This is a genomic window from Methylocaldum sp. GT1BB (assembly GCF_051027545.1).
In the GTDB taxonomy this organism is placed as follows: domain Bacteria; phylum Pseudomonadota; class Gammaproteobacteria; order Methylococcales; family Methylococcaceae; genus Methylocaldum.
This window is the reverse complement of sequence record NZ_CP194902.1, coordinates 3,728,745-3,753,166: the sequence shown is the minus strand read 5'-3', so window position 1 is coordinate 3,753,166 and position 24,422 is coordinate 3,728,745. Positions and strand designations below refer to the sequence as shown.

23 protein-coding genes and 1 pseudogene are annotated in these 24,422 nt (G+C 57.1%); 16 read left to right on the top strand and 8 right to left on the bottom strand.

Annotated elements, in window-relative coordinates:
* Positions 1 to 39: 39 nt before the first annotated feature.
* Both mpl and ACR2TX_RS18100 read right to left on the bottom strand, forming a co-directional pair.
* On the bottom strand, positions 40 to 1,410 hold the full coding sequence (gene mpl / locus ACR2TX_RS18105; RefSeq protein ID WP_347259266.1) for a UDP-N-acetylmuramate:L-alanyl-gamma-D-glutamyl-meso-diaminopimelate ligase: 1,371 nt from the start codon (positions 1,408 to 1,410) through the stop codon (positions 40 to 42).
* 26 nt (positions 1,411 to 1,436) lie between these two features.
* Positions 1,437 to 1,949 carry an ankyrin repeat domain-containing protein gene (locus tag ACR2TX_RS18100; RefSeq protein ID WP_434130421.1) on the bottom strand — a complete coding sequence of 171 codons (513 nt, stop codon included), beginning with the start codon at positions 1,947 to 1,949 and terminating at the stop codon, positions 1,437 to 1,439.
* 174 nt (positions 1,950 to 2,123) lie between these two features.
* On the opposite strand from ACR2TX_RS18100, the gene apaG reads away from it, so the two are divergent.
* The 3 genes from apaG to ACR2TX_RS18085 all read left to right on the top strand — a co-directional run bounded on the left by apaG (position 2,124) and on the right by ACR2TX_RS18085 (position 4,550).
* Positions 2,124 to 2,501, top strand: coding sequence for a Co2+/Mg2+ efflux protein ApaG (gene apaG, locus ACR2TX_RS18095; RefSeq protein WP_077732294.1), 378 nt, complete (start codon positions 2,124 to 2,126; stop codon positions 2,499 to 2,501).
* A gap of 3 nt (positions 2,502 to 2,504) precedes the next feature.
* A complete protein-coding gene (locus ACR2TX_RS18090) occupies positions 2,505 to 3,332 on the top strand; it encodes a symmetrical bis(5'-nucleosyl)-tetraphosphatase (RefSeq protein WP_347258420.1) in 828 nt (275 codons plus the stop codon).
* A gap of 210 nt (positions 3,333 to 3,542) precedes the next feature.
* Positions 3,543 to 4,550, top strand: coding sequence for an AI-2E family transporter (locus ACR2TX_RS18085; RefSeq protein WP_347258419.1), 1,008 nt, complete (start codon positions 3,543 to 3,545; stop codon positions 4,548 to 4,550).
* 147 nt (positions 4,551 to 4,697) lie between these two features.
* Here ACR2TX_RS18085 and ACR2TX_RS18080 read toward each other — a convergent pair whose 3' ends face one another.
* The 3 genes from ACR2TX_RS18080 to htpX form a co-directional block, all read right to left on the bottom strand.
* Positions 4,698 to 5,537 carry an HDOD domain-containing protein gene (locus ACR2TX_RS18080; protein WP_077732298.1) on the bottom strand — a complete coding sequence of 280 codons (840 nt, stop codon included), beginning with the start codon at positions 5,535 to 5,537 and terminating at the stop codon, positions 4,698 to 4,700.
* Between the two features lie 28 nt (positions 5,538 to 5,565).
* Complete coding sequence (locus tag ACR2TX_RS18075) at positions 5,566 to 6,537, bottom strand: YgfZ/GcvT domain-containing protein (protein WP_434112674.1); 972 nt, start codon at positions 6,535 to 6,537, stop codon at positions 5,566 to 5,568.
* 77 nt (positions 6,538 to 6,614) lie between these two features.
* A complete protein-coding gene (gene htpX / locus ACR2TX_RS18070; protein WP_434114188.1) occupies positions 6,615 to 7,508 on the bottom strand; it encodes a protease HtpX in 894 nt (297 codons plus the stop codon).
* 132 nt (positions 7,509 to 7,640) lie between these two features.
* Between htpX and ACR2TX_RS18065 the strand changes: the two genes are divergently transcribed.
* The 4 genes from ACR2TX_RS18065 (at position 7,641) to ACR2TX_RS18050 (ending at position 12,792) form a co-directional block, all read left to right on the top strand.
* Entirely contained in the window at positions 7,641 to 8,759 is a 1,119-nt protein-coding gene (locus tag ACR2TX_RS18065) for a PQQ-dependent sugar dehydrogenase (protein WP_077732301.1), read from the top strand.
* Between the two features lie 35 nt (positions 8,760 to 8,794).
* Positions 8,795 to 9,535, top strand: a complete 741-nt coding sequence (locus ACR2TX_RS18060) for a class I SAM-dependent methyltransferase (protein ID WP_434130419.1) — start codon at positions 8,795 to 8,797, stop codon at positions 9,533 to 9,535.
* Entirely contained in the window at positions 9,526 to 10,905 is a 1,380-nt protein-coding gene (gene radA / locus ACR2TX_RS18055; protein WP_434112670.1) for a DNA repair protein RadA, read from the top strand. The genes ACR2TX_RS18060 and radA overlap by 10 nt, the downstream gene beginning before the upstream one ends.
* Before the next feature lie 1,155 nt (positions 10,906 to 12,060).
* The gene (locus ACR2TX_RS18050) at positions 12,061 to 12,792 is read left to right on the top strand and encodes a class I SAM-dependent methyltransferase (RefSeq protein WP_434130417.1); all 732 of its coding nucleotides are present in this window, start codon (positions 12,061 to 12,063) and stop codon (positions 12,790 to 12,792) included.
* Between the two features lie 279 nt (positions 12,793 to 13,071).
* Here ACR2TX_RS18050 and ACR2TX_RS18045 read toward each other — a convergent pair.
* From ACR2TX_RS18045 to ACR2TX_RS18035, 3 genes and pseudogenes are all read right to left on the bottom strand, one after another.
* Positions 13,072 to 13,284, bottom strand: a pseudogene (locus ACR2TX_RS18045) (transposase); the annotation flags it as partial.
* 87 nt (positions 13,285 to 13,371) lie between these two features.
* Positions 13,372 to 13,752 (bottom strand): PilZ domain-containing protein, encoded by a 381-nt coding sequence (locus ACR2TX_RS18040; RefSeq protein WP_077732537.1) that lies wholly within the window; start codon positions 13,750 to 13,752, stop codon positions 13,372 to 13,374.
* A 17-nt stretch (positions 13,753 to 13,769) separates the two neighbouring features.
* Complete coding sequence (locus tag ACR2TX_RS18035; protein ID WP_133716027.1) at positions 13,770 to 14,390, bottom strand: FHA domain-containing protein; 621 nt, start codon at positions 14,388 to 14,390, stop codon at positions 13,770 to 13,772.
* 313 nt (positions 14,391 to 14,703) lie between these two features.
* On the opposite strand from ACR2TX_RS18035, the gene ACR2TX_RS18030 reads away from it, so the two are divergent.
* The 9 genes from ACR2TX_RS18030 (at position 14,704) to fliJ (ending at position 24,409) form a co-directional block, all read left to right on the top strand.
* The gene (locus ACR2TX_RS18030; protein ID WP_086134751.1) at positions 14,704 to 16,110 is read left to right on the top strand and encodes a sigma 54-interacting transcriptional regulator; all 1,407 of its coding nucleotides are present in this window, start codon (positions 14,704 to 14,706) and stop codon (positions 16,108 to 16,110) included.
* 110 nt (positions 16,111 to 16,220) lie between these two features.
* Entirely contained in the window at positions 16,221 to 17,438 is a 1,218-nt protein-coding gene (locus ACR2TX_RS18025; RefSeq protein ID WP_434130415.1) for a sensor histidine kinase, read from the top strand.
* On the top strand, positions 17,425 to 18,765 hold the full coding sequence (locus tag ACR2TX_RS18020; RefSeq protein ID WP_133716230.1) for a sigma-54-dependent transcriptional regulator: 1,341 nt from the start codon (positions 17,425 to 17,427) through the stop codon (positions 18,763 to 18,765). The genes ACR2TX_RS18025 and ACR2TX_RS18020 overlap by 14 nt, the downstream gene beginning before the upstream one ends.
* Before the next feature lie 53 nt (positions 18,766 to 18,818).
* Entirely contained in the window at positions 18,819 to 19,130 is a 312-nt protein-coding gene (fliE, locus tag ACR2TX_RS18015; protein WP_077732541.1) for a flagellar hook-basal body complex protein FliE, read from the top strand.
* Between the two features lie 20 nt (positions 19,131 to 19,150).
* On the top strand, positions 19,151 to 20,857 hold the full coding sequence (fliF, locus tag ACR2TX_RS18010) for a flagellar basal-body MS-ring/collar protein FliF (RefSeq protein WP_086134753.1): 1,707 nt from the start codon (positions 19,151 to 19,153) through the stop codon (positions 20,855 to 20,857).
* On the top strand, positions 20,850 to 21,857 hold the full coding sequence (gene fliG / locus ACR2TX_RS18005; protein WP_077732543.1) for a flagellar motor switch protein FliG: 1,008 nt from the start codon (positions 20,850 to 20,852) through the stop codon (positions 21,855 to 21,857). Before fliF ends, fliG begins: the two co-directional genes overlap by 8 nt.
* Entirely contained in the window at positions 21,844 to 22,551 is a 708-nt protein-coding gene (gene fliH / locus ACR2TX_RS18000; RefSeq protein ID WP_077732544.1) for a flagellar assembly protein FliH, read from the top strand. Before fliG ends, fliH begins: the two co-directional genes overlap by 14 nt.
* A complete protein-coding gene (fliI, locus tag ACR2TX_RS17995; RefSeq protein WP_434130413.1) occupies positions 22,548 to 23,909 on the top strand; it encodes a flagellar protein export ATPase FliI in 1,362 nt (453 codons plus the stop codon). The genes fliH and fliI overlap by 4 nt, the downstream gene beginning before the upstream one ends.
* Before the next feature lie 44 nt (positions 23,910 to 23,953).
* Positions 23,954 to 24,409 carry a flagellar export protein FliJ gene (fliJ, locus tag ACR2TX_RS17990; RefSeq protein WP_434130411.1) on the top strand — a complete coding sequence of 152 codons (456 nt, stop codon included), beginning with the start codon at positions 23,954 to 23,956 and terminating at the stop codon, positions 24,407 to 24,409.
* Positions 24,410 to 24,422 lie beyond the last annotated feature (13 nt).

Genomic DNA, 24,422 nt, shown 5'->3' with positions numbered 1-24,422 from the left:
CGTTTTGGCACTGAGCGGCAAATGCGCGCGGTGCGTACATTACATAGCCGCGCGCAAAGCGTCCTCGACCTTTTTGTGAATCCCGCCGAAGCTGCCGTTGCTCATGAAAACCAGATGGTCGCCGGGGCGGGCGTCTTTCGCCAGTCGCTCCACGATTGAATCCAGCGAGCGGCATACGCTAATGTGTTCGGCTCCCTGAATTGCCTGCTCGGCGTCCCAACCGAGGTCTTCGGGTTGGAAAATGATGGATTGATCGGCAGCCTTCAAGGAATCGGCAAGCGTATCGGCGTGAACGCCCATGCGCATGGTGTTGGACCTGGGTTCCAACACGGCGATGATGCGGGCGCTGTCGACACGCGCGCGCAAGCCTTCGAGCGTCGTGGCGATGGCGGTGGGATGGTGGGCGAAATCGTCGTAAAGGGTGATTCCGTCGATGCGGGCGCGTACTTCCAGTCGGCGTCTGACATTCTTGAACATGCTCAACGCGGCCGCGCCCTCTTCGGGGCTTACGCCGGCATGGTGAGCTGCGGCGATGGCGGAAAGCGCGTTCATCACGTTGTGGCGGCCGGTCAGGCTCCATTCCACGACGCCGCTGGGCCGTCCCTGGTGGTAAAGCTGGAATTGGCTGCCGTCGGGTGCCAACAGAGCAGCACGCCAAACGGCGTTCTCGGGATTTTCTTCCAAAGTCGTTTTCTCGACCGGCGTCCAGCAACCCATTTGCAGGACTTCGGCCAGGGTTTTGTCCGTCTCCGGAGCGATGATGAGCCCGTTTCCCGGAATGCTGCGTATCAAGTGGTGAAACTGCCGCTGGATTGCGGCGAGGTCGGGAAAAATGTCGGCGTGGTCGAATTCCAGGTTATTGAGAATCGTCGTGCGCGGCCGGTAATGGACGAACTTGGAACGTTTATCGAAAAAAGCGGTATCGTACTCGTCGGCTTCGACGATGAAAAACCGGCCGTCGCCCAGACGCGCGGACAAGCCGAAGTTGAGCGGAACGCCTCCGATCAGAAAGCCGGGCTTGAGTCCCGCGCTTTCGAGTATCCAGGCGAGCATGCTCGATGTGGTCGTTTTGCCGTGCGTTCCGGCCACGGCCAGCACCCAGGAGTTCTTCAGCACATAGCAATAAAGCCACTGCGGACCCGACGTGTAGGCGAGTCCCCGATTGAGCACCGCTTCTATTTCCGGATTGCCGCGGGAGATGGCATTGCCTACCACGACCAGGTCGGGCGCCGGGTCCAGATTCTCCGGGCTGTATCCTTTCATGAGCGCGATTCCTTGCTCCTCGAGCTGGGTGCTCATGGGGGGATAAACGTTTTGGTCGGAGCCGGTGACGTGATGGCCCATTTGTTTGGCCATGATCGCCAAACCGCCCATAAATGTCCCGCAGATGCCCAAAATATGAATGTGCACGATCCTGTCCTCTTAGGTTCGGTCCGTTATTTCTTGACGTTGTCCGGGTTTTTGTTCGCGGACGTTCCGTCATCCGTTTTGCCTTCCGAGACGGGTTTAACCATCGCGGCTTGTTCCAATATCGCTACGATCCGCATATGCCCGCTTTTCTTGGCTCGATCGATAAGCGTGAGTCCTGAATTTTCTTTTGCGGAAACGTCCGCTCCGCCGGCGATCAGCGCCCTGACGGCATCCTCGTAGCCTTGCGCGGCAGCCTCCATGAGCGCGGTCACCCCGCGCTGGTCCGCTGCATCGGGATCGGCGCCGAAACTCAAAAGCTTTCTGATCACGCGGACATTGCCCGAAAATGCCGCCGCCATCAGCGGCGTGCGGCCGGCGCCGTTTTTGCCGTTGACGTCCGCGCCCTGGGCGAGCAGCGAATCCAGCCGTTCCAGCTGCCCGGATGCGGCCGCGGCGAACAGTGCCTGATTCGGATCTTCCGCTTGCAGAACGGTTGTCGACGCGAGCAGGGCAAGAACGAGCATGGCTTTTTTTAACATAGCGAAAACCGGTTTGGTCCGAAAGACATTCTTTAAAATTGCCGAGTACTCCGGAACGCGCCGCGCGACTCCATGGTGATCCAGCTCGTCGGCGGTTGCGAAAGGTGCTTGAAGAACTCTCTTCCGTTTAAACTATCGGCAAAAAAACAATCGTCTGTAACCATAGTCCAAGCCATGAACAACAAGTATCGTATCGATATCGACGCCGTAACCGATTATCTGGAAGCCGAATCCTCCCCGGAGACGAACCGCTATGTGTTCGCCTATACCATCACCATCCGGAACGCCGGCGACGTGCCCGCGAAATTGGTATCCCGGCACTGGATCATCACCGATGCGCACGGAAAGATACAGGAAGTCCGCGGGGAAGGGGTAGTGGGTGAACAGCCTCATCTTTCTCCGGGCGAATCCTTTCGCTATACCAGCGCCGCCATGATCGAAACGCCGGTGGGCACGATGCGAGGCGAATATCAAATGATTGCCGATGACGGTGAGCATTTCGATGCCGAAATACCGTCGTTCACCCTGGCCATTCCGCGAACCTTGCACTGATCGATGGCGATATACGCAATTGGCGACGTACAGGGTTGCTTCGCCGAGCTTCAACGTCTTCTGGACCAGATCCGTTTCGATCCGGCTGAGGACCGGCTCTGGTTCACGGGCGATTTGGTCAACCGCGGCCCGCAATCGCTGGAGACTCTACGGTTTATCCGATCCTTGGGGGACAGGGCCGTTACCGTGCTCGGCAATCACGACCTGCATCTTCTCGCCGTGGCACACGGCGTGTCGAGGACAAAGCGCAAGGACACGTTTTCCGATGTCCTCACCGCTCCCGATCGCGACATCCTCGTCGATTGGTTGCGCCGCCGTCCGTTATTGTTTCGAGACGGAGCATTTTACTTGATTCACGCCGGTTTGCCGCCCCAGTGGAGTGCGGAGGATGCAGAACGTTATGCCAAGGAGGTGGAAAGCTGTTTGCAGGGCGATGATTTCGTTGAGCTGTTTCGGCATATGTACGGCGATCAACCCGATCTTTGGACAGAGACCTTGCAGGGATGGGACAGGCTGCGTTTCATCACCAACTGTTTTACGCGCGTTCGGTACTGCGACCGCTACGGGCGTACCGATTTCAAGGAGAAAGGCGGTCCCGGGACGCAACCGTCTCATCTGATGCCTTGGTTCAAGGTGCCGGGACGGAAAAGCGCCGGGGCCGAAATCGTTTTCGGCCATTGGTCGACCTTAGGGTTTTATGCCGACGATGATGTTTACGGGATCGATACCGGCTGCCTGTGGGGAGGGGAGTTGACGGCGCTTCGACTCGACGGGGAAAAGAAACGCTTCTGCGTATCGTGCCGCGAAGGCGGCTATCAGAAGCCTTCGTAGGGCGCATTAGCGCTAGCGTAATGCGCCGATTGGAACGGCGGAATACGCGAGTACGCTATTCCGCCCTACATGAGCTTCTGAGTATCGCAATGTTTTTGGGCATATGGCTTCAGCCAAACAGGCAGGTTTGACGGAAAAGGAACCGCCTCTATCACGTCGGGGAGACTAACCATCGACAGAGTTCTGCGCTTTATCACGCTAGGCGTCTTTTTGACCGTACTGGTGTTCTTGATCTTCCAGGTCATGAGCGCTTTCCTGCAGCCGATCGGCTGGGCCGTGATCTTGGTTTATGCGACATGGCCTCTCCACGTTCGCCTAACGCGCTTGTTGGAAGGACGGAGCAGCCTCAGCGCGCTTACCATGACTTTGCTTTTGGCCGCCTTGCTGATCATTCCGTTTATCGGCCTGACCATTATTCTTCAGGCCGAAATGGTCGAGTTTTTCCAGCGACTCCCCGCCTGGCTGGACCAGAAACCGGAGTTGCCCGAATGGTTAAGCAAGATTCCCATTCTCGGCGCCGAGCTACAGTTCATATTCGATCAATTCGAGGACTTGCAGGGCTTGATGCGCCGGTATGTATTGCCTTGGCTGACCGGACTTTCCGGTAGAGTCGTGGGCATGTTGGAAGGCGTCGGCTACCTGGGCGCGAAGCTTTTCTTCACCGTATTCTTGATGTTTTTCGTTTACCGCGACGGGCACCGGTTGATTTATGAGGTGCGTCAAGGGTTGTTGCTGGCTCTGGGCGAACGCGCCGACGAGTACCTTTCCACCACCGAAGTGACCGTCAAGGCGGTCGTTTACGGCATTGTACTGACCGCTATAGCCCAAGGCGTCATGGCCGGAATAGGGTACTGGATTGTCGGCATCAGGGCGCCGGTCCTTCTCGCCGCATTCACCACGTTTTTCGCGCTGATCCCTTTCGGGACGGTAGCGGTCTGGGTTTCCGCAAGCCTTTGGCTGATGCTGAACGGAGACTATTGGGCCGGAGCCGTGTTGTTCCTCTGGGGAACCTTGGTCGTGAGTTGGATTGACAACCTGGTCCGCCCCCTGGTCATCAGCCGCACCACCCGCATTCCGTTCGTGGTCGTGATGTTCGGAGTCTTGGGCGGGTTGGCCAGCTTCGGGTTCATAGGTTTATTCGTGGGACCGGTGATTCTGGCCGTGGGCATGGCGGTATGGCATGAATGGCTGGAGTCCGCGCCGCGTTATCAGCCTTGAGTCGAATCGCCTAGCTATGGCGGACTCGCCGGCAAAAGATTGCCGGCCTACGAACTTGTGTCGCCATGTAGGTCGGGAATCCCTTCCCGACGCAAAATCGGTCGACAAACGGGTTTGTCGGCAAAGGATTGCCGACCTACTTTGCGCTTACGCAAACAGTTGCTGTGCTTCTTCGACTTCGGCGGCGACGCCTTCGATTTCCAGGACTTCGATTTCGGGATCGAGTCCGAGCTTGGTGAAGGCCGGGACGCCCGAAAGGTCGACATCGGGCGCTGCCTTCGTGCCCATCACGCTTTCCAGATAAGCGACCTGCACCAGATCCACATAATCCGGCGCGGGGTTGCCGCCTCTCTCGAAATCCCTATATTCCCAGGCCGCACGACTCAAACTGTCCGGGAGCCCCCAAGTTTCCATGATGATTTTGCCGATCTGGGTGTGCAAATTCTCGAGGTGGTTTTCCAGCACCGCATCATCTTCCAATAGTTCGGAAAACTTTTCCGCCAACGCGAGGATCGGCAGTTTACCGATCTGATGAACAAGCCCGGCAAGCATGGCTTGGTCGGGATCCAGCGGACGGGCGCGCAGCGCCAAAGCGCGGCTCACGGCGGCGACATTGAGACTGTGTTGCCAAATGTCGTGAAAACGGCTTTCCAACAACAGGGAAGTGGGTTTGAAAACTTGCTTCATCGCCAAATTCATCACCAAACTGCGTATGGTGTTATGTCCCATTCGGGTGATGGCGGCTTGAAGATTGTCGATTTTCTGTCTGGCCCTGTAGAGCGGACTGTTGGCGATTTGCAGGAGCCGCGCGGAAAGCGCCGGATCGGACGAAATCGTTTTTGCTATCTCGGCATCCGACGCGTTGTCCTTGTTGATCGCTTGGCGAACCTTGAGGGCGACTTCAGGAATCGTGGGCAATTGCAATTTATCGTTCTCGATCGCGGCTTTGATGTAATCGAGAAAGACCTGCTCGTTTCTTAGGTCCATATTTGACTGAACTCTATCCGCATTATTGTTATGGAACGTCGAAAGTATAGGGCAAAGTCAGAAACTCGGCGGCCGGACCGTCGGGTCGAAAGAGCCGGAGATCGGCATCTGGAGAGCGGTCGAGAGGCAGAACCGCCAGCAATTGAAAACTCCGCTCCGCTTCAGGCGCCGCAGCGACGACTTGCCCGACCCGCTGCCCATCGGCTTCGCCGGACTGATAGAGCGGATCGCCGGGCTTGGGCTCGTGCTCGCTGATCGTTCGAAGACGAAACATCCGTCGTTTCAGGTGCCCGAGAAAGTGCGTCCGTGCCACGACCTCCTGCCCGGTATAGCAACCCTTGCGATAGCTGACGCCGCCTAGAATATCGAGATTGAGCATCTGCGGGAGGAATTCCTCGCTGGTCACCTGCGTTTCGCTCGGAAGACCGTCTTCGATTTCCTTCAAGCGCCACGCACCGGAACTGACCAGGCTGTAATCCGATGACGACAGGAGACCTTCCCAGAGTCGCTTGGCGGTCTCGTTCGGTGCGGCAATCAGAATGCGCGCGGAGCTTTGGTCGACGCGGACCGCCAGCACGTCGCCGCCCTGGCCATCGAGAAGCCCGGAGCCGCGCCGGAAAAGCCCGATGAATCCCCAGTGCGGCGTCAGATTTTCTATGGAAACTTTCGAGCGCAGCACATACATGCGAAGGCGCTTGTGTATCGCCTCCACCAAATCGGCCGGCACAAAGAGGTAATAACCTTCGACGCGGCGAAGGACACGGAAGCTCGCTATGACGCGGCCCTTGGGATTACAAAAAGCTCCGAGTCCGGATTCGTCGAACCCAAGGCTGGCGATATCGCAAGTCGATTGGCCTTGCAGAAAAGTCTCCGCATCGACGCCGGAAACCCGCAACAAGCCTAAATCGGCCAAACCGCAAAACGCCGATCCTTCGCCCTTTGCCCGAAAATCGGCGGTAGCCTCGCTTTCGCTCAGTAGGTCCGACCATTCGATGCTCATGGATGTAGTCCCGTGGTCAATCGATAAAAAAGCCCGCCCGGATGGGGTTCTCGGGCGGGCGGCAAGGGCGCTTTACGTTAGCGCAGATTCTGCAGAGCGGCGATACGCTCCTCCAGCGGAGGATGGCTCATGAAGAGTTTCTTGAAGCCGTAGCCTAAACCGCCGTTGATTCCAAACGCAGCGAACTCGCCGGGCAAATCTCTATGGTCATGGGCTCGCTGCAAGGCCCTCAGGGCTCCGATCATCCGGTTCTGACCGGCCAGGCGCGCGCCGCCGGCATCGGCGCGAAACTCGCGCCAGCGGGAGAACCACATGACAACCATCGTCGCCAGGATGGAGAGGAATATTTGCGCCACAATTTGCGTCAAATAATAGGCCGGTCCATACCCGCCACGGTCATCTTCCGAGCGGAACACCACCCGGTCGATGAGATGGCCTGCGATGGAGGCGAAGAAGTAGACGAACGTATTCACTACGCCCTGAATAAGGCCCAGGGTGACCATATCGCCGTTGGCCACGTGGCTGATCTCGTGTCCCAAAACGGCTTCCACTTCATCGGCATTCATGTGGTGCATAAGACCGGTGCTGACGGCGACGAGAGCATCGTTCTTGTTCATGCCGGTCGCGAACGCATTGGGCTCCGGGGAATCGAAAATCCCTACCTCGGGCATGCCGATGCCGGCCTGCTGCGCGTGGCGCCGGACAGTGTCGACCAGCCAGCGCTCGGTTTGATTGGTCGGTTGCTCGATCACGTAGACGCCCATGGATTGTTTGGCCATCCATTTGGACATCATCAGCGAAATGAAGGAGCCGCTCATGCCGATGATGGCGGACATCAGGAGCAAGCTGTCGAGGTTCAGATGAACGCCGCGCTGGCTGAGAAAGTTGCCGAGCCCCAAGATATGGAAAACGATGCTGATCAGAAGCAGTACCGCGGCGTTAGTGAGCAGAAAGAGAAATATGCGCATGATTGTCGGTCACCTATGGAAATCGTGGGTGTTACCATATTTGGAGGCGAAGCATTAAAAATCAAGTCGTTCGCCGTAAACACAATTTTGCCCTCCAAGCCTTTCATGAATCTTTCAGCTCATTGAGGGAGACGTATGGACGTAAGAGAACATTCTTGGCTGAAGCTCGCGGCGTGTGCGCTCGGTTTGACGGTCTGCGCCGAAGTCCGGGCCGAAGCGCTGTTGAGCGAGATCAAGCTCCCTCCCGGTTTTCGAATCGCGCTCTACACCGATCAGACGCCCAACGCCAGGTCTTTGGCTTTGGGGAACGACGGTACCGTATATGTAGGCAGCATGGAGGAGGGCAAGGTTTACGCAGTGCGCGATCGGGACGGCGATGGCAAAGCCGATCAGGTCCAGGTGCTGGCCGAGAACTTGAACATGCCGAACGGCATCGCTTATGTCGATGGCGACCTGTATGTTGCGGAGATTCCGCGCATTCTGAGGTTCAAGGACATCGGGCGGCAGGTATCGAACCCACCCAAGCCGGAGATCGTCTTCGACCGCTATCCCGAGGATGTGCACCACGGCTGGAAATATCTGCGAGTGGGACCGGACGGGAAGCTTTATGCCCCCGTGGGCGCTCCCTGCAATGTCTGCCTTTCCGAAAAAGACATTTACGCGACGCTGACGCGATTGGACAAGGACGGCTCGAACTTCGAAATTTATGCTCGCGGCATCCGCAATACCGTCGGTTTCGACTGGCATCCGGAAACGAAAGAACTGTGGTTGAACGAGAACGGACGCGACTGGATGGGCGACGACGTGCCGCCCGATGAGCTGAATCATGCGCCGAAACCGGGGCTGCATTTCGGATTTCCGCATTGCCATGGCAAGGACATCGTCGATCCGTCTTTCGGCAAAGGGAAATCCTGCGCCGAATTCGAGTCGCCCGCGTGGACGTATCCGGCCCACGTCGCACCGCTCGGCATGCGCTTTTACACCGGCAAGCAATTTCCGGCCGAATATCGGGGCCAGCTTTTCGTCGCCCAGCACGGTTCATGGAATCGAAGTGCGCCCGTCGGCTATCGGGTCGTGATGGTCGAATTCCGCGGGGGAAAACCCGTCAACGACAAGATTTTCGCGGAAGGCTGGTTGCGGCCCAACGGCGAAGTCCTCGGCCGACCGGTGGATGTCTTGGAAATGCCCGATGGAGCGCTATTGGTATCGGACGATAAGGCCGGGGCGATTTACCGCATTGTTTATCGACCGTGAACCGATGCTTAATTTGTAACTCTTAATGATCGATCATGAATGAAGTGACTGCTGAAAAACTTTTTTCCGGCCCGATCGGGGAAGAATACGAAATGCTAAAGCGGATTTGTCCCGCGGCGGCCGACATGAGCCGGCGAGTCGGCGAGTTCGTGGCCGGCTGGACGCCCAAGGTTTCGACGGAATCGTTAAATTTGCTTGAACTCGGCTGCGGCACCGGCGTGACGACTATGAATCTCATCCGCGCACGATCCGATGCGATGATTACTACGGTCGACAACGAATCCACCATGTTGAGCCAAGCGCGTCGGAATCTGGCCGGCGTTTTGGAGCATGGACGCCTGCGACTGGTCGAAAACGATGCTCTGTCCTATCTACAGGGAGTGCCGTCGGCAAGCATAGACGTCGCCGCCTCGGCCTATACGCTGCACAACTTTCTGAATAGCTATCGTGTCCGAGTGCTCGAAGAAATCTTTCGCGTTCTAAAGCCGGGAGGGGTATTCGTCAACGGCGATCGCTATGCCCTGGACGATTCCCTGACCCATCTGCAGTCGACTCAGGAAGAGGTAAGGCAATACTTCCGTACGTTTACCGAGCTTAACCGCATCGACCTTTTGGAACAGTGGATCGTTCACCTTTTCAGCGACGAATCTCCCGATCACGTCATGCCTCTCGATAAGGGTTTGGGCGCCATGCGCGAGATCGGCTTCGATGCGGTGACGGTGCATTTTCGGCAGGATGTGAACGCTTTGGTCAGCGGGGGTAAACCGTGGCCGTAAGCCGTACCAAAGACCGGAAGATCGTGTTTCGCTGTACCGAGTGCGGGCACGCTCAAACCAAGTGGTCCGGACAGTGTCCGGCCTGCAATTCCTGGAATTCGATGGTGGAAGGCGTGGAGGATCGGGTGGCGCCGTCCGCCTCGCGCTTCTCGGGCTATGCAGGGGCCTCCGAACGCGCGTCTCCCGTCTCGCTCGCGGAGGTCGAAGCGGAAGAAATTTTCAGAACGCCGACCGGCATCGAAGAATTCGACAGAGTCTTGGGCGGCGGACTGGTCACAGGTTCCGCCATCCTGATCGGCGGCGATCCCGGTATCGGCAAATCGACCCTCTTGCTGCAAACCCTCGCTACCTTGAGCGAACGCCAGCGGGTGCTCTATGTGACCGGCGAAGAATCCATAAGGCAGGTAAGCCTTCGCGCCAAGCGGCTGCAACTGTCTTGCGCCGGCGTGCAGATCATTGCCGAAACCTCGCTGGAGCGGATCTTGGCCGTTGCATCGGAGGCCCGGCCGGACGTTCTGGTCATCGATTCGATCCAAACCACGTTCAGCGAAATTCTGCAATCGGCGGCGGGCTCCGTGGCTCAGGTGAGGGAGTGTGCTGCACAATTGGTTCGATATGCCAAGCAGACGCCGACGACCGTATTCCTCGTCGGTCATGTCACCAAGGAAGGCGCCCTGGCGGGCCCCCGCGTGCTGGAGCACATGGTGGATACCGTGCTTTATTTCGAGGGCGATTCGAGCAGCCGGTTCCGGGTTATTCGGGCGTTCAAGAACCGCTTCGGGGCGGTCAACGAGCTTGGCGTATTCGCCATGACCGAGACCGGGCTCAGAGAGGTGCGCAATCCGTCGGCGCTATTCTTGTCGCGCGGCGAGGAAGACGCTCCCGGCAGCGTCGTGATGGTGATGCGCGAAGGCAGCCGGCCTCTTCTGGTGGAAGTTCAAGCCTTGGTCGATGAGTCCCATTCGCCGTCACCCCGCCGGGTCGCCGTGGGCATGGAACAAAATCGGCTGGCCATGCTGTTGGCGGTGCTCCATAGGCACGGTGGAATCCCTTTGTTCAACCAGGATGTTTTCGTCAATATGGTGGGCGGGCTGCGCCTTACCGAAACCGCGGGCGATCTGGCGGTGGCCTTGGCGGTCGTGTCCAGCTACCGGGACCGTCCCATTCCGAAGGACTGGGTGGTATTCGGGGAATTGGGACTCAATGGCGAGGTCAGGCCGGTTCAAAACGGCGAGGAAAGGCTCAAGGAGGCCGCAAAACACGGGTTCACCCATGCCTTGGCGCCCGCCAAGAATGTCGCGAAAGGGGGCATCAAGAATTTGGAGATCGTGCCGGTAAGAAGTCTGCGCGATGCCCTGGCCGCATTGTGATCGAGAACGATGCGGCTCGTGCCGGACCATCCCTGTCCGCACACTGGGGGGCTGTTCCGCCGTGCAGATCGGCACAAATCCTCCAGGAGAGAATTGGGACGCGACGCGCCCGGTAGGGTGGAAAACAGGGATACTTTTCATCAATCCTGCCGATTTGTCGTTCCTCACTTCGTCCTACCGGCTGACCTCACCAAGATACTATTAACCCGGCCTATAAATATAGGCCGGGTTAATCCGGGGCAGGGATGCCCCGGCGCGGCGACAAGCCGCGTGAGCCCAGGCCGGGCGTGTACCGGCCTGGGCGGCGGCCCGAAATACCAGGAGGGTATTTACGGGCCTGATTAATAACGAACGCTCCTAGAGCCGAGGAGTTCCTTTGCTTTCTCAGGAGAACCGGCTTAAAGCAGATCATGGGTGGAATTCATTAGTTCCCGAAATCTGCGATTCAGCACGTAGCCTGGATGGAGTGAAACGGAATCCAGGAGGAGTGGTCGATGAACGAGACGGCATAAGCCCTGGATGCTACTTCGTTTCATCCAGGCTATGCTTGCTCTCAGCGTTTCCTCGACCGGCGGTTCGCCGCTGTTCTGGTGCTCCGGCAGGATTGGCAATTTCCGAAAAGACCGGACCGTCTCCTGCCGGCTCGCCATAGCGCTAGCCGATTTGGGAAACGATGCGCCCAGGGAGGTAGGCTGTCAATGTCGGACATTGCGAGTGTAAGATGATTTACTAGATGTTCCGCGTAATCAGCGTACGAGGTAGGCTGTCAATGTCGGACATTGCGAGTGTAAGAGTAAACCAGCCCATATCCGAGGCCGGTATCGACTCGGTCGATCAAGCACTACCGAAGCCGGACGGTCGGACTTTTGCAATTCGCTTCAGATTTCTTTATGCGGCGCGGCTTGGTAAAACGCAAGGAGTCGAAATCAAAATCAAACATAAAAAAACCTGACCTGACCACACTCCTGTAGCCCAGCTCGAAACGGACGATTTTAAAGCCGTCAGTCCGAGAAAAACCGATATCCGGATTATTCAGATTTCCCGATTAAACACTGAATTTGACGCGGCGAAAGACCTCATATATTGTCCGGGTTCAGATTCAATGTCGGTTTTTGGAGGCGATTTCACATCGGGCAACTACTTAGGAGTGACAAAATGGACCTGATTCAGAGTCGAGAAAAAGAGTGCGAAGTAATCGTAGACTACATCAAGGCACAATCGACTTCCGCGAAGCCGCTGGAGATACTGGAAGCGGGTTGTGGCCGGAGATGGCAATTGAATCTTAACGGGGTCGAATATGTATTAACCGGCGTTGACCTCGACGCAGCCGCGCTAAAGATGAGAAAGGACGATATCGGCGATCTCGATATAGCGGTTGAAGGAGACCTACGCTCGGTACAACTTCCCGAGCATCACTACGATGTGATCTACAGCTCGTATGTCCTCGAGCACATTAAGGGCGCAGAGCAGGTACTAAACAACCTCAGCCGATGGGTCAAGCCCGGCGGAATCATCGTTATTCGCATACCAGACCCCCATTCCGTTCATGGGTTTATAACCCGCATGACACCGCATTGGTTTCATGTGCTTTATTACCGCATTTTCCTGGGTTTCCGGAACGCTGGCAAACCGGGCTATGAACCCTATCCGGTTCATTACGATCCGGTGGTTTCACGGCGCGGCATATGGGACTTTTGTAAGAAAAATGACTTTACCGTCCTGGCGGAATATGGCGACGGCTACATGAGACCCGGCAAAGGTGTCTTTCGGCTGCTGATCCACTCCGTAAAGGTAGTAGCCAGCATTTTGTCCTTTGGCGGCCTTAGGTCCAGGTACAGCAATCTTCTGTACATTCTGCAGAAACAGCAGGCGGCGCAGCCGATCTGAGTAGGCCGGACTTTCGTTAGTGGCCGCGGATTTGTGGATGTTTACTTAGACCGCCGAAACCCGATGTCAGATAAAAAACTGACCGTACGGCGTGCCCCGGCTTGAAAAGAAGATTTTCATAGTCGCTGACTCACGAAAAATCCATATCCGGCTTATTCTGGTTTTGTCAATCAGCCGCCAAAATGACGCCAAGGAAGGCGTTGATATGGTCCGGTTCCCAATTCGATTTTAGTTTTCCGGGGCCGACTTTTCGTCCGACGTCTAGTACTACAGCCGCAGTTATGGTGGATGACCGCGACAGCGGCGTCGGTAATGGCACTGCCGGCGCTCCACTGATGCCGGTGCCACCAGCTTGACTAGGCCAAGACGTGTCTGGCTGTTCTCGATGCGACCGGCCGTGTCGCTGTATTGCCGCTTCACGCCAACCGAGTGGATGCCATTCTTCAGAGAGCCCGTCTCGTCCACCATCAGCACCGCCTCCGGGTCGGCCAACGGTTTCCCAGGTAAGCCCTCATGGTGGCCTCCTCAGTCAATTACTATGCCTCGTTAGACCAACAACTGCGGCTGTAGTACAGAGGGTTAATGGTCCGAGCTCGACGCCAGCGCCTGTAAATCTCGCTCGAGCAGTTCCTCGTCGCCCAAATTGAGTTCGACCAACCTCTTCAGCGCGGAAATGCTGTCCAGATCCGTACGTTGGCACACGAGGCCGATCTTCGTTCCGCTGCGGTGGGCTAAGGAAACGCCCATCAAGATGCGAACCGTCCCGCTCAGATCGATGCGAAGTTCGTAGATATAGTCTGGATCAAGGGGCCGGTCCGCATCGAGCTCGATCAGACAGCCCTTGAGCGAAAGGTCCAGGATTTTGCAGGGAAAGCTGTCATCTTTATGAAATAGCGTGGCGGGCGCGTCATGAGCTATACGATGAAAATGGCGTTTTTCCGAACGCCTGATGCTGGACATTAAGCAGCTCCGTGCGGTTACTCTTGAAAGAATTGCATTAGGGATTCATTGACCTTGATGAGATCGCCGTCGTTCAAGAGCACGGCCTGATCCTTTACGGGCTTGTCGTTGATGGTCAGCGAGGTGCCGTCCGCCAAAGGCGAAATAAAATACCCGCTCTTGCGCTTGGCGATGATGACCACGCCGGAGCCTTCTTTTCCGAGACGAACCAAAGATTTCTTCAATGGTATCACCAGCCCGATCTGCCGTCCGTTCAACACCTGCAAGCTGCCATTGAAAAATTTGGCATCGGCGTCTGTCCAGACTTCCGGTTCCGACTCGGCGTCCGCTTGCCTCTCCGATCTGAAGATCTCTTCCTTGGTGAAGAAAATCACATGTTTGCCGACGGTAATTCGGTCGCCGTGACCGAGCGCATGTTCGGCGATCTTTTTGTCATTGACGAAAACAGGAAACTCGCTATCGACTTCACGAATGATATTTTGTTCGGGCGTGGACTCGATAATCGCGTGTTGGGGCGCAACGGCCAGACTATCGATATGCAAGAGATTGGACGGATCGCGACCTATGCCGATCTCGCCCGGCCTAAGCGTGATGGCCTGGAGTGACTTGCCTCTGAATGTGAGCGTTAATTTGGCCATTAAAAAGCTCGCCTTGATACATAAAGTCGATTGTTGTCAAAAGTATACATGCTATTCCCTTGTCTCGTTCGCGTCACGTTAATATTTGTGTCGCTAATCGGCGACTCGGCTTTTTTCAAATAAATAAAAAATAGCTTATATCGCTATTTCCCGCTCGCTGAATTGATGCATTTCGATGTTCGCCTAAAAAACGTTCTGTTGACGACGATATTTTGACGGCTAAACTTTCAAGCCGTTTGTTGTTGCATATTTACCATACCATCCGAACCGGTCGACTCACGTTTCAGGGTCGGGCCATTGGAGAGCAAACTAGATGGGCTTGCGCCGAATTTTATTACTCCAAAGCGATAGCGCCTTGTTGACCGAACTGAGGATTATTCTTAGGTTCCTTGATTGTGAGGTCATCGCATGCGATTTGGATACCCTCAGAGACGAAACTGAACCGGAATTCGACGCAATCTTCGTCGGCGTGGACGACGACATCGAAAAGGTGGTTTTGCGGATCGTGGAGCTTTACAGGCAAGCGCCGCTTGTCCTAGTAATGGATAAGTCGCCGACAAGACCTTTGCCGGCCGGGCTGGAAAACAGAGCTTCCGCCGTATTGGCCTGGCCGACCAATCACGCGACGTTGAGCGCCTGCCTCGAAAAGATCAGCCGGGGAGCGCCGGAAGTGGTCAACGTCCGTCCTTCGGAGTTGTTTCGCAGCTTGACCGGCGCCAGCGCAGCCGTCCAACGCACGCGCAAACTCATTCAGCAAGTCGCTCCGTCCGACGCAACGGTTCTGATCTTAGGCGAGTCGGGCACCGGCAAAGAGGTTATCGCTCGCAACTTACATTATTACTCCGCCCGCCGAAGCAAGCCGTTCGTACCCGTGAATTGCGGCGCCATACCGGGTGAGCTGCTGGAAAGCGAGCTTTTCGGTCACGAGAAGGGCGCTTTCACCGGGGCGCTCAGTTCCCGCCAAGGACGTTTCGAAATGGCCGAAGGCGGCACGCTGTTTTTGGATGAAATCGGGGACATGCCCCTGTCGATGCAGGTAAAGTTGCTGCGAGTCTTGCAGGAGCGCTGCTTCGAGAGGGTAGGCAGCAATAGGACCATTCAGTGCGACGTACGCATCATCGCGGCGACTCACCGCAATCTGGAAGAGGAAATCGGCCGGAACCGATTTAGGGAAGATCTTTATTACCGTCTCAATGTCTTTCCGATCGATGTACCGTCGCTGCGCGAGCGACTGGAAGACGTACCGACTCTGGTCGAGGATCTTACCGCCCGTCTCAAAGCCGAAAAGCGGGGAGACATGCGGCTTACGCCGGCCGCTCTTCGGGTTTTGCAGCGGTACCATTGGCCAGGAAACGTACGTGAACTGGCCAATTTGATCGAGCGTCTAGCGATATTATTTCCAAACGGCGTCGTCGATGCGGCAGATTTGCCGGAAAAATTCCAACAGTATGTCAAACCGGAAGACGCCACGCTCAGGCGCGAGCCGAACGCCGAAAGTGTATCCGCTACCGATGGACTCGTCCTTGCCCGCTTGCCGGGAGAAGGTTTGGACTTGCGCGAGCATTTGAACAATCTGGAATGCGAGTTGATCAAGCAGGCCCTGGACGAGTGTAACGGCGTCGTGGCCCACGCCGCCAATCTTCTCAAAATGCGCCGCACGACTTTGGTCGAGAAGTTGCGCAAATACGGCTTGCGGGGAGAAGAGACGACGGTAATTTGACGTCCCTCCAAAAGGAGGCCGTCCAAGCCATTGTTTTTATGGGGCAACAAAGTGGCACTTTGATTGCTTCTCGCCGGTCAGGTTCAACTTTTACCGGACTCGGCGCTCCCTTGGTCAACCAAATTTTCGACAATGCCCAGCGCTTGCAGGATGCCTTCCAGGTATTCAATGCGCTTTCCGAGAATCTGACCCAGTCCTACCTCGACCTCGAAGCCCAAGTCGCGCGTCTCAGCGAAGAGCTCGCGGCTGCCCGAAGCGAGCGACTGAAAACCTTGGCCGAAAAAGAGTTATTGGCCAACCGCCTACAATTACTCCTGAAGACTCTGCCGGGCGGCGTGGTCGTGATCGACGGTCGCGGTCTGATCGTAGAGTACAACCCGGTTGCCGGGCTGTTTCTCGGCGAACCGCTTTTGGGACGGATGTGGCGCGACGTCCTGAATGCCTTGCCGATCGTCGAAAACCCCCACCAAAGACTCTTGCCCGATGGAAAAACCATAAGCCTTACCCTCAGCCCGCTCGGCGATGAACCGGGGCAAATCGTGCTCCTTACGGACGTAACGGAAATGCGCTCTCTCCAGGAGTGGGCGGATCATCAAAGGCGACTCTCGGCACTGGGGGAAATGGTGGCGAGCCTTGCCCATCAGGTGCGCACGCCTTTGGCAACCGCGCTGCTCTACGCCTCTCATCTCGCAAAATCCGATCTTGACGTTTCCCACCGCTCGAAATTTGCAGCCAAGCTGACCGAGCGGCTCCACCACTTGGAGCGTCAGGTCAACGATATGCTGACCTTCGCCCGGATGGGAACCTTGGCCAAGGAGCGGTTCTCGATCAGCGAGCTCATGACCAAGCTCGTGGAAAACTGTGAGCCGTTGATGCAGGGCAAATCGATACGTTTCACGGTTGCCAACCGGTCCGACGAAGACGATCTGCACGGCAACGGCGACGCGCTCCTGGGCATACTGATCAACTTGGTCAGCAACGCCGTGGACGCCATGGGCGGCGAGGGCAGCGTAACGGTCGTGGCGGATCGGCGCGAGCCTCGATATCTGGACATCAGCGTGTCGGACGATGGTCCGGGTATTGCCGAAGGCATCAGAGCACGGATTTTCGAGCCGTTTTTCACAACCCGAGCCAACGGCACCGGACTCGGGTTGGCGATCGCCGAATACGTGGTCAAAGCGCATCTCGGGCGAATCTGGTGCGAATCCTCGGAGGGTTTTGGTACGACCTTTCGTATTCGACTGCCCTTAAGTCCTGGCGGCACGCCTTTGCCGGGCAACTTTTCCGGCCGTGCCGCCTTTATGGGAGGAGATGATGCAGCAAACTGACATTTTGATCGTCGAAGACGACCCCTCCTTGTCGGAGGCCTTGACGGATACTTTGGAAATCGCCGGTTATCGGACCATGGCCGCAGGGGATGGCGCGGAGGCGCTCGCCAAATTGGCAGAGTCGCAGGTAAGACTGGTGATCAGCGACGTGCAGATGCCTAAATTGCACGGACTGAGCCTGCTCGAACGCATCAGAGCGGACTATCCGGATGTTCCGGTCCTCCTCATGACCGCCTACGGCACTATTGAAAATGCGGTTCAAGCGATGCAGGCAGGAGCCTGCGACTATCTGGTCAAGCCCTTTGCGGCGGAAACCTTGGTCGAGCAGGTATCGCGACGTATCCTGCCGAAGCCGGAGAAAACAGACGGACGAGTGGCGGAAAGCCCGGCGATGAAAAAGCTGCTAGGCTTGGCGGCACGGATCGCGAAATCCGACGCAACGGTGCTCATTCAGGGTGAGAGCGGAACCGGCAAGGAAGTGCTGGCTCGCTATATCCATCAGAGTTCCCTTCGGCACAAGGGCCCTTTCGTGGCCATAAACTGTGCCGCGATCCCCGAAAACATGCTCGAGGCGGAGCTTTTCGGTTATGAGAAAGGCGCTTACACCGGAGCGGTCCAAACAGTGCCTGGGAAACTCGAAATGGCTCAAGGCGGCACCGTGCTGCTCGATGAAATATCCGAGATGAACCTGCCCCTACAGGCGAAGTTGCTCAGGGTTCTTCAGGAACGCGAAGTCGAGCGTCTCGGCGGACGCAAGCCGCTCGCACTGGATATCCGCATATTGGCGACCACCAACCGGAATCCGAAAGAATGGATCAGCCGCGGGCTTTTCAGGGAAGACCTTTATTACCGCTTAAGCGTCTTTCCGCTGACCATCCCGCCGTTACGGGAACGGAAGGAAGACATTGTTCCGCTGGCGGAAGCCTTTGTCCGGCGTCACTGGCGTAGCGGCAAACCGTTACCTGAACTGAGCAAGGAAGCGGCCGATCGGCTGTCGGCCTACCGATGGCCGGGTAACGTGCGGGAGTTGGACAACTCGATTCAAAGAGCCTTGATACTCCAATCCGGCGGTCGCATCGCGCCCGAAGATCTGGTGTTCGAGGATGATCTCTACGGCAGCGACGGAATTTCGCCGGAGCCCGATTCATCCGCCGCCGACTCGCTGATGGGCGGCCTGCGGACCCACGAGGAAAAAATCATTCTGGATACGCTGAAGGAGCAGAACGGCAGCCGTAAATCGACTGCGGAGCGGCTGGGAATCAGCGAACGGACGCTCCGCTACAAGCTTGCCAAGATGCGCGAAGCCGGCCATCTGGCGGCCGTATAACGTTGGCGCGGATCATGCATTTATGGGCGTAGTGACAAAAAACGGGCATTACCATGAGCGAGCTCGATATCAATAAGGTTCTCACACAAATGCGCATCATGCGGGATCAGGCCCGCAGCACCGCATTGCCTACCGATAACGCGGTCGATTTTGGCACTTTGCTCAAGGATTCGATCGACAAGGTCAACGAAACTCAGCAGCAAGCCAACAAATTGGCGGAAGCGTTCGAGTCCGGCGCGACCGATGCCAATCTGTCGGAAGTGATGATCTCGCTGCAGAAAGCCAGTCTGTCGTTCCAGGCCATGGTACAGGTCAGGAACAAGCTTGTGGAGGCTTACAAGGACGTCATGAACATGCCCATGTAGTCCGGAAACGATAGCGCCAGATGGAACTCAGTCAAAGCGAAAGCAAAAACCTGGTGCCGGGCGGGCAAGCCGCGGTCGTCCAAAGCGAGAAATCGTCGCCGGTCCTCAGGACCTGGATGCGGATGCCGCGCGGCCGACAAATCGGCTTGATCGCCGCTCTCGCGTTCACGGTGGCGACGGCGATCGCCGTGCTGCTGTGGGCTAACAAAACCGAATATGCAACCTTGTTTTCCAACTTGGAGGAAAAGGAGGGCGGAGAAATCGTCGAAGCGTTGCAAAAACTCAACATACAACACCAGATCCAGCCGGCGACCGGCGCCATATTGGTTCCGGCCGATCAGGTCCATGCGGTGCGATTGAAACTGGCCGGGATGGGGTTGCCCAAGGAAAGCGGTACCGGCTTCGAACTGTTGGAAAAACAGTCGGGTTTTGGCGCTAGCCAAATGGTTGAGGGCGCGCGGTATCAACGCGCTTTGGAGGGAGAGATTGCCCGTTCGATCACCACCATTCGGAATGTCAAATCGGCCCGCGTTCATCTGGCCTTGCCGAAAGAATCGGTATTCGTGCGGCAAGCTAAAAAACCCAGCGCTTCCGTTATGGTCGAATTGCATTCGGGACGCGGCCTGGAGCCGGGACAAGTGGAGGCTATCGTCCATCTAGTGGCGTCCAGCGTGCCGCAGTTGGAACCCGGACAAGTTACGGTCGTCGATCAGCGGGGGCATCTGCTCAATGCCAAGGACAACGGCAATGACCTATATCCGAACGCCAAGCAATTCGACTACAAAAAGCAGGTCGAGGAGCATCTCATCGAGCGTATCGAAAACATCTTGAGCCCGGTGGTCGGCAGGGATGGGCTTCGCACCCAGGTCACCGCTGATATCGATTTCACCGTCACCGAGCGCACTCAGGAAGTCTACAACCCGGACCTGCCCGCCTTGCGCAGCGAACAGACCAACGAGGAACAAAACAAAGGCTCGGCAGTGCAGGGCGTGCCAGGAGCCCTGTCGAATCAGCCGCCGCCTGCCGGTATCGCGCCTGAAACAACTGGCGCAGCGCAACCCGGGCAAAACCCTTCGGAGCCTCCTCTCAGCACCGTCAAAAGCGCTACCCGAAATTACGAACTGGACAAGACCATCAGTCACTCCCGTCTAGGGGCGGGTGTCATCCGCCGCATCACCGCCGCGGTGGTAGTCGACTATCAGCACGTTCCACAAGGCGATAATGGGGTGACTCTCCAACCCTACAGCGAGGAAGATCTGACTCGTTTCGCCAATCTGGTGAAGGAGGCCGTAGGGTACGATGCCGCGCGCGGAGACCGGGTTACCGTAACCAACGCGGCCTTCCGCAGCGAGATCGAAACTTTGCCGGTTGCGCCGGTTTGGGAGCAGGATTGGTTTTGGTCGATCGTCAAGCAAGCGGGAGCAGCGCTAATCGTGCTCGTGCTGGTCTTCGGCGTCCTTCGTCCGGCGGTGAAAGGCCTAGTGGGACGAGGCGAATCGTCCGGCGCCGATGCGAATGACATAGCGGATTCGGCTACTAAAGATGGCGCGATCGTCGATGCCCGCGAGCCACGCGAAATCTCAAAGGAGAACGAGGACGAAGAGCTGTTGATGCTGGAAGCGCCCGAAAGTCATGAAAAGCGCGTGGTTTTCGCGCAGAGGGCAGTGGATCAGGATCCAAAGCGCGTCGCGCAGGTCATCAAGAACTGGATGAACGTGAATGGCTGAAGCAGAGTCGAGCAGATTGGACGGGCCGCAGAGGGCCGCGCTGTTCTTTCTGACGGTCGGGCAGGATAGGGCGGCGGAAGTGCTCAAGCACATGTCGCCGAAAGAGGTTCAGCAAATCGGTGCGGCCATGGCTGAGCTTCGCAACATCACCATGCCAATGGTGGAAGACGTCCTCGGGAAATTCGTGGACGATATCCGCAACCAGACCGCCCTGGGCGTGAATTCGGAAGAATATATCCGCAATCTCCTTACCCAGGCCTTGGGAGCCGACAAGGCCAGCAGCGTTTGTGACCGTATCCTGTTGGGCCGCAACAGCAAGGGCCTGGAACAGCTCAAATGGATGGACCCACGCGCCATCGCCGATCTGATCCGGCTCGAACACCCGCAAATCATCGCGATCATCTTGTCTCTATTGGACAGCGACCAAGCCGCGGAAACCCTCGGCTATCTCCCTGAACGGGCGCGGCCGGACCTCATCATGCGCGTGGCTACGCTCACCGGCGTACAGCCGGCGGCCCTTCGCGAGCTTGACGACATCATGGAAAGACAGCTGAGCGGGAATGCGAATGTCAAATCGTCGACACTCGGCGGCATCGAAACCGCGGCCAATATTCTCAATTTTATCGAGAGCACCGTCGAAGCCTCGATCATGGAACAGATCAGCGAAGTCAATCCGGACCTCAGCCAAAAGATCCAGGACAAGATGTTCGTATTCGACGATCTGGTCGATATCGATGATCGGGGCATCCAGACCTTGCTTCGCGAAGTGTCGACGGATTCGTTATTGCTCGCGCTGCGCGGCGCCGATGACGCGCTGAAAGAAAAGATTTTCAGCAACATGTCGCGCCGGGCGGCAGAGATGTTGCGCGACGATTTGGAGGCCGCGCCCCCGGCCCGCTTAAGCGAGGTGGAGGCCGCACAGAAGGATATTCTAGCCATTGCAAGGCGCATGGCGGAGGCCGGCGAACTCTCGTTAGGCGGTAGCGATGAGCTCATTTAAAGGCTTCTCCGCAGAGGAGCTCGCTTCACTCGAACCGTGGAAGCTGCCGGTCATGGGCGAACCCGAAGAGGAATGTCCCGTGGTCGTGGTCGAGGAGGAAACGGACTATCCGGCGATGCCCACGGCGGAAGAAATCGAAGCGATGCAGAAGCAAGCTTACGAGGAAGCCCGCGCCGCTGGATTCAAAGAGGGTTCGGAGCAAGGCTATCGGGACGGCCGCGAAGAAGGTTACCGCCAGGGATACGACGAAGGACGCGTAAACGCGGCGTCTTTGGCCCAGCGCTTACAGGAATTGATCGACTGCTTGAGCGAACCGCTGGCCGAAGTGGGCGATCGCGTCGAGCAGGAACTGGTCGCGTTGGCGATTGCTGTCGCGAAGCAGCTCATTCGGCGAGAGCTGAAAACCGAGCCCGGCGAAATCATTGCCGTGGTGCGCGAAGCCATGGCAATCCTTCCTTCCAGTGCGCGGAAAATAGCGCTTCACTTGCATCCGGACGATGCGGAGCTGATTCGGTCTACACTCGCGCTGGACGAATTGGGGCCACGCTGGAAGGTCGTCGAAGATCCGCTCTTGACCCGCGGCGGCTGCCGGGTAACGACCGACACGTCTTACATCGACGCCACAGTCGAAAAACGCCTCGCATCGACAATCGCACGTTTATTCGGCGGCGAACGGGACGAGGATCGGTCATGACCAATCTCGCTCCGGCACCTAGACTCAAGGAATTGTGGGCCGCGAAACTGGCCAGTTACCGCGCGCGTCTCAACGAGCCGCCGGAATTGCTGGTGGAAGGCAAGCTGAGCCGTATGGTCGGCCTCACCCTTGAGGCAGTCGGCTGCCGAGCGGCCGTCGGAGCTCGTTGCCTGGTCAAGACAGCGCATGGAAACGGCGTGGAAGCGGAAGTTGTCGGTTTCGCAGGAGAGCGGATTTATTTGATGCCGACCGGCGATATCCAGGGTTTGGAGCCGGACTGCCGGGTCATACCGCTGACCAAAACCTCTTCCGTGCGAGTGGGCTTCGGTTTGCTCGGACGGGTGTTGGACGGGGCCGGCAAGCCATTGGACGGCAAGGGGCCTGTGCAGAGCGATTGCTCGATGCCGCTGACCGGGAGCGCGATCAATCCGCTGGCGCGGAAGCCGATCCGCGAGCCCTTGGATGTCGGGGTCCGCGCAATCAACGCCTTGCTCACTGTCGGCCGTGGACAGCGGCTCGGATTGTTTGCGGGAACGGGCGTTGGCAAGAGCAATCTGCTCGGCATGATGACCAAATACACGAATGCCGATGTAGTGGTGGTGGGCCTGATCGGCGAGCGGGGCAGAGAGGTTAACGAGTTCGTGCAGAAAATTCTGGGCGAAGAAGGACGCGCCAAGGCCGTCGTAATCGCAACCCCGGCGGATTACCCGCCTTTGATGCGCATGCACGGCGCTTTGTTGGCCACGAGCATAGCCGAGTTTTTTCGCAATCGAGGTCTCGATGTCCTGCTCTTGATGGATTCGCTGACCCGCTTTGCGCAGGCGCAACGCGAGATCGCTCTGGCGATCGACGAGCCGCCCGCCACCAAGGGCTATCCTCCCTCGGTATTCGCAAAACTGCCGCAACTCGTGGAGCGGGCGGGAAACGGGAATGAAGGGGAAGGGTCGATCACTGCCTTCTATACCGTGCTCGCCGAAGGCGACGATGCCAACGACCCCATCGCCGACGCGGCGCGCGGAATACTCGACGGCCATATCGTGCTGTCGCGTGCCTTGGCTGACTCCGGGCATTATCCCGCCATCGATATCGAAGCCTCGATCAGCCGCGTGATGACGGACATTGCCGATGAACGGCATATGCAGCTTGCCAGGCGTCTAAAACGCCTATACTCCCTCTATCAACAAAATCGCGATCTGATCAGCGTGGGGGCCTATCACAAGGGATCCGATCCGCGTATCGATGAAGCGATCGCCATGAATCCAGGCATCATGAGTTTTCTGCAACAGGATCTGCACGAGGCGGTCGGCTTCGAACGAAGCCTCGACGATTTGGAAAAATTATTGGGCGCATCCGCGTAACGACATCCGGCATGCCTCACAACTTCAGAAAACGGGACTAAGGTATGAAACGATCGAAGCGCTTGAGCCCGGTTTTGGAGCTCGCCGAATCACGGGAGAAACAAATGGCTCAAATTTTTGGGGAAAGCCAAAAAAAGGTGGAATCCGCGCGGCGAAATCTCGATAGTCTCATGACGTTCCGCGACAATTATTCAGCCCAGTTTCAACGATCCGGAAACGCGGGCCTCGGAACTCGTCAGTTGATCGAGTACCGGATGTTTCTGGCCAAGATCAATACCGCAATCGCCGACCAAGAAAAGGCCGTTCATGCGGCGCAAGCAGAGCTTCAGAATCGCCAAGCCGAATGGGAAGCGGCGCGCAAGCGAAGTCTAGGCATCAAGAAAGTTTTCGAGCATTCGCTTAGGGAAGAGACGCGCATGGAGGAAAAGAAACAGCAAGCGGAGCAGGATGAGAGAGCGGGCCGCCGCTCAAGCGGCGGCACCTTGACCGTATTCATATGATTTCGATTCAGCA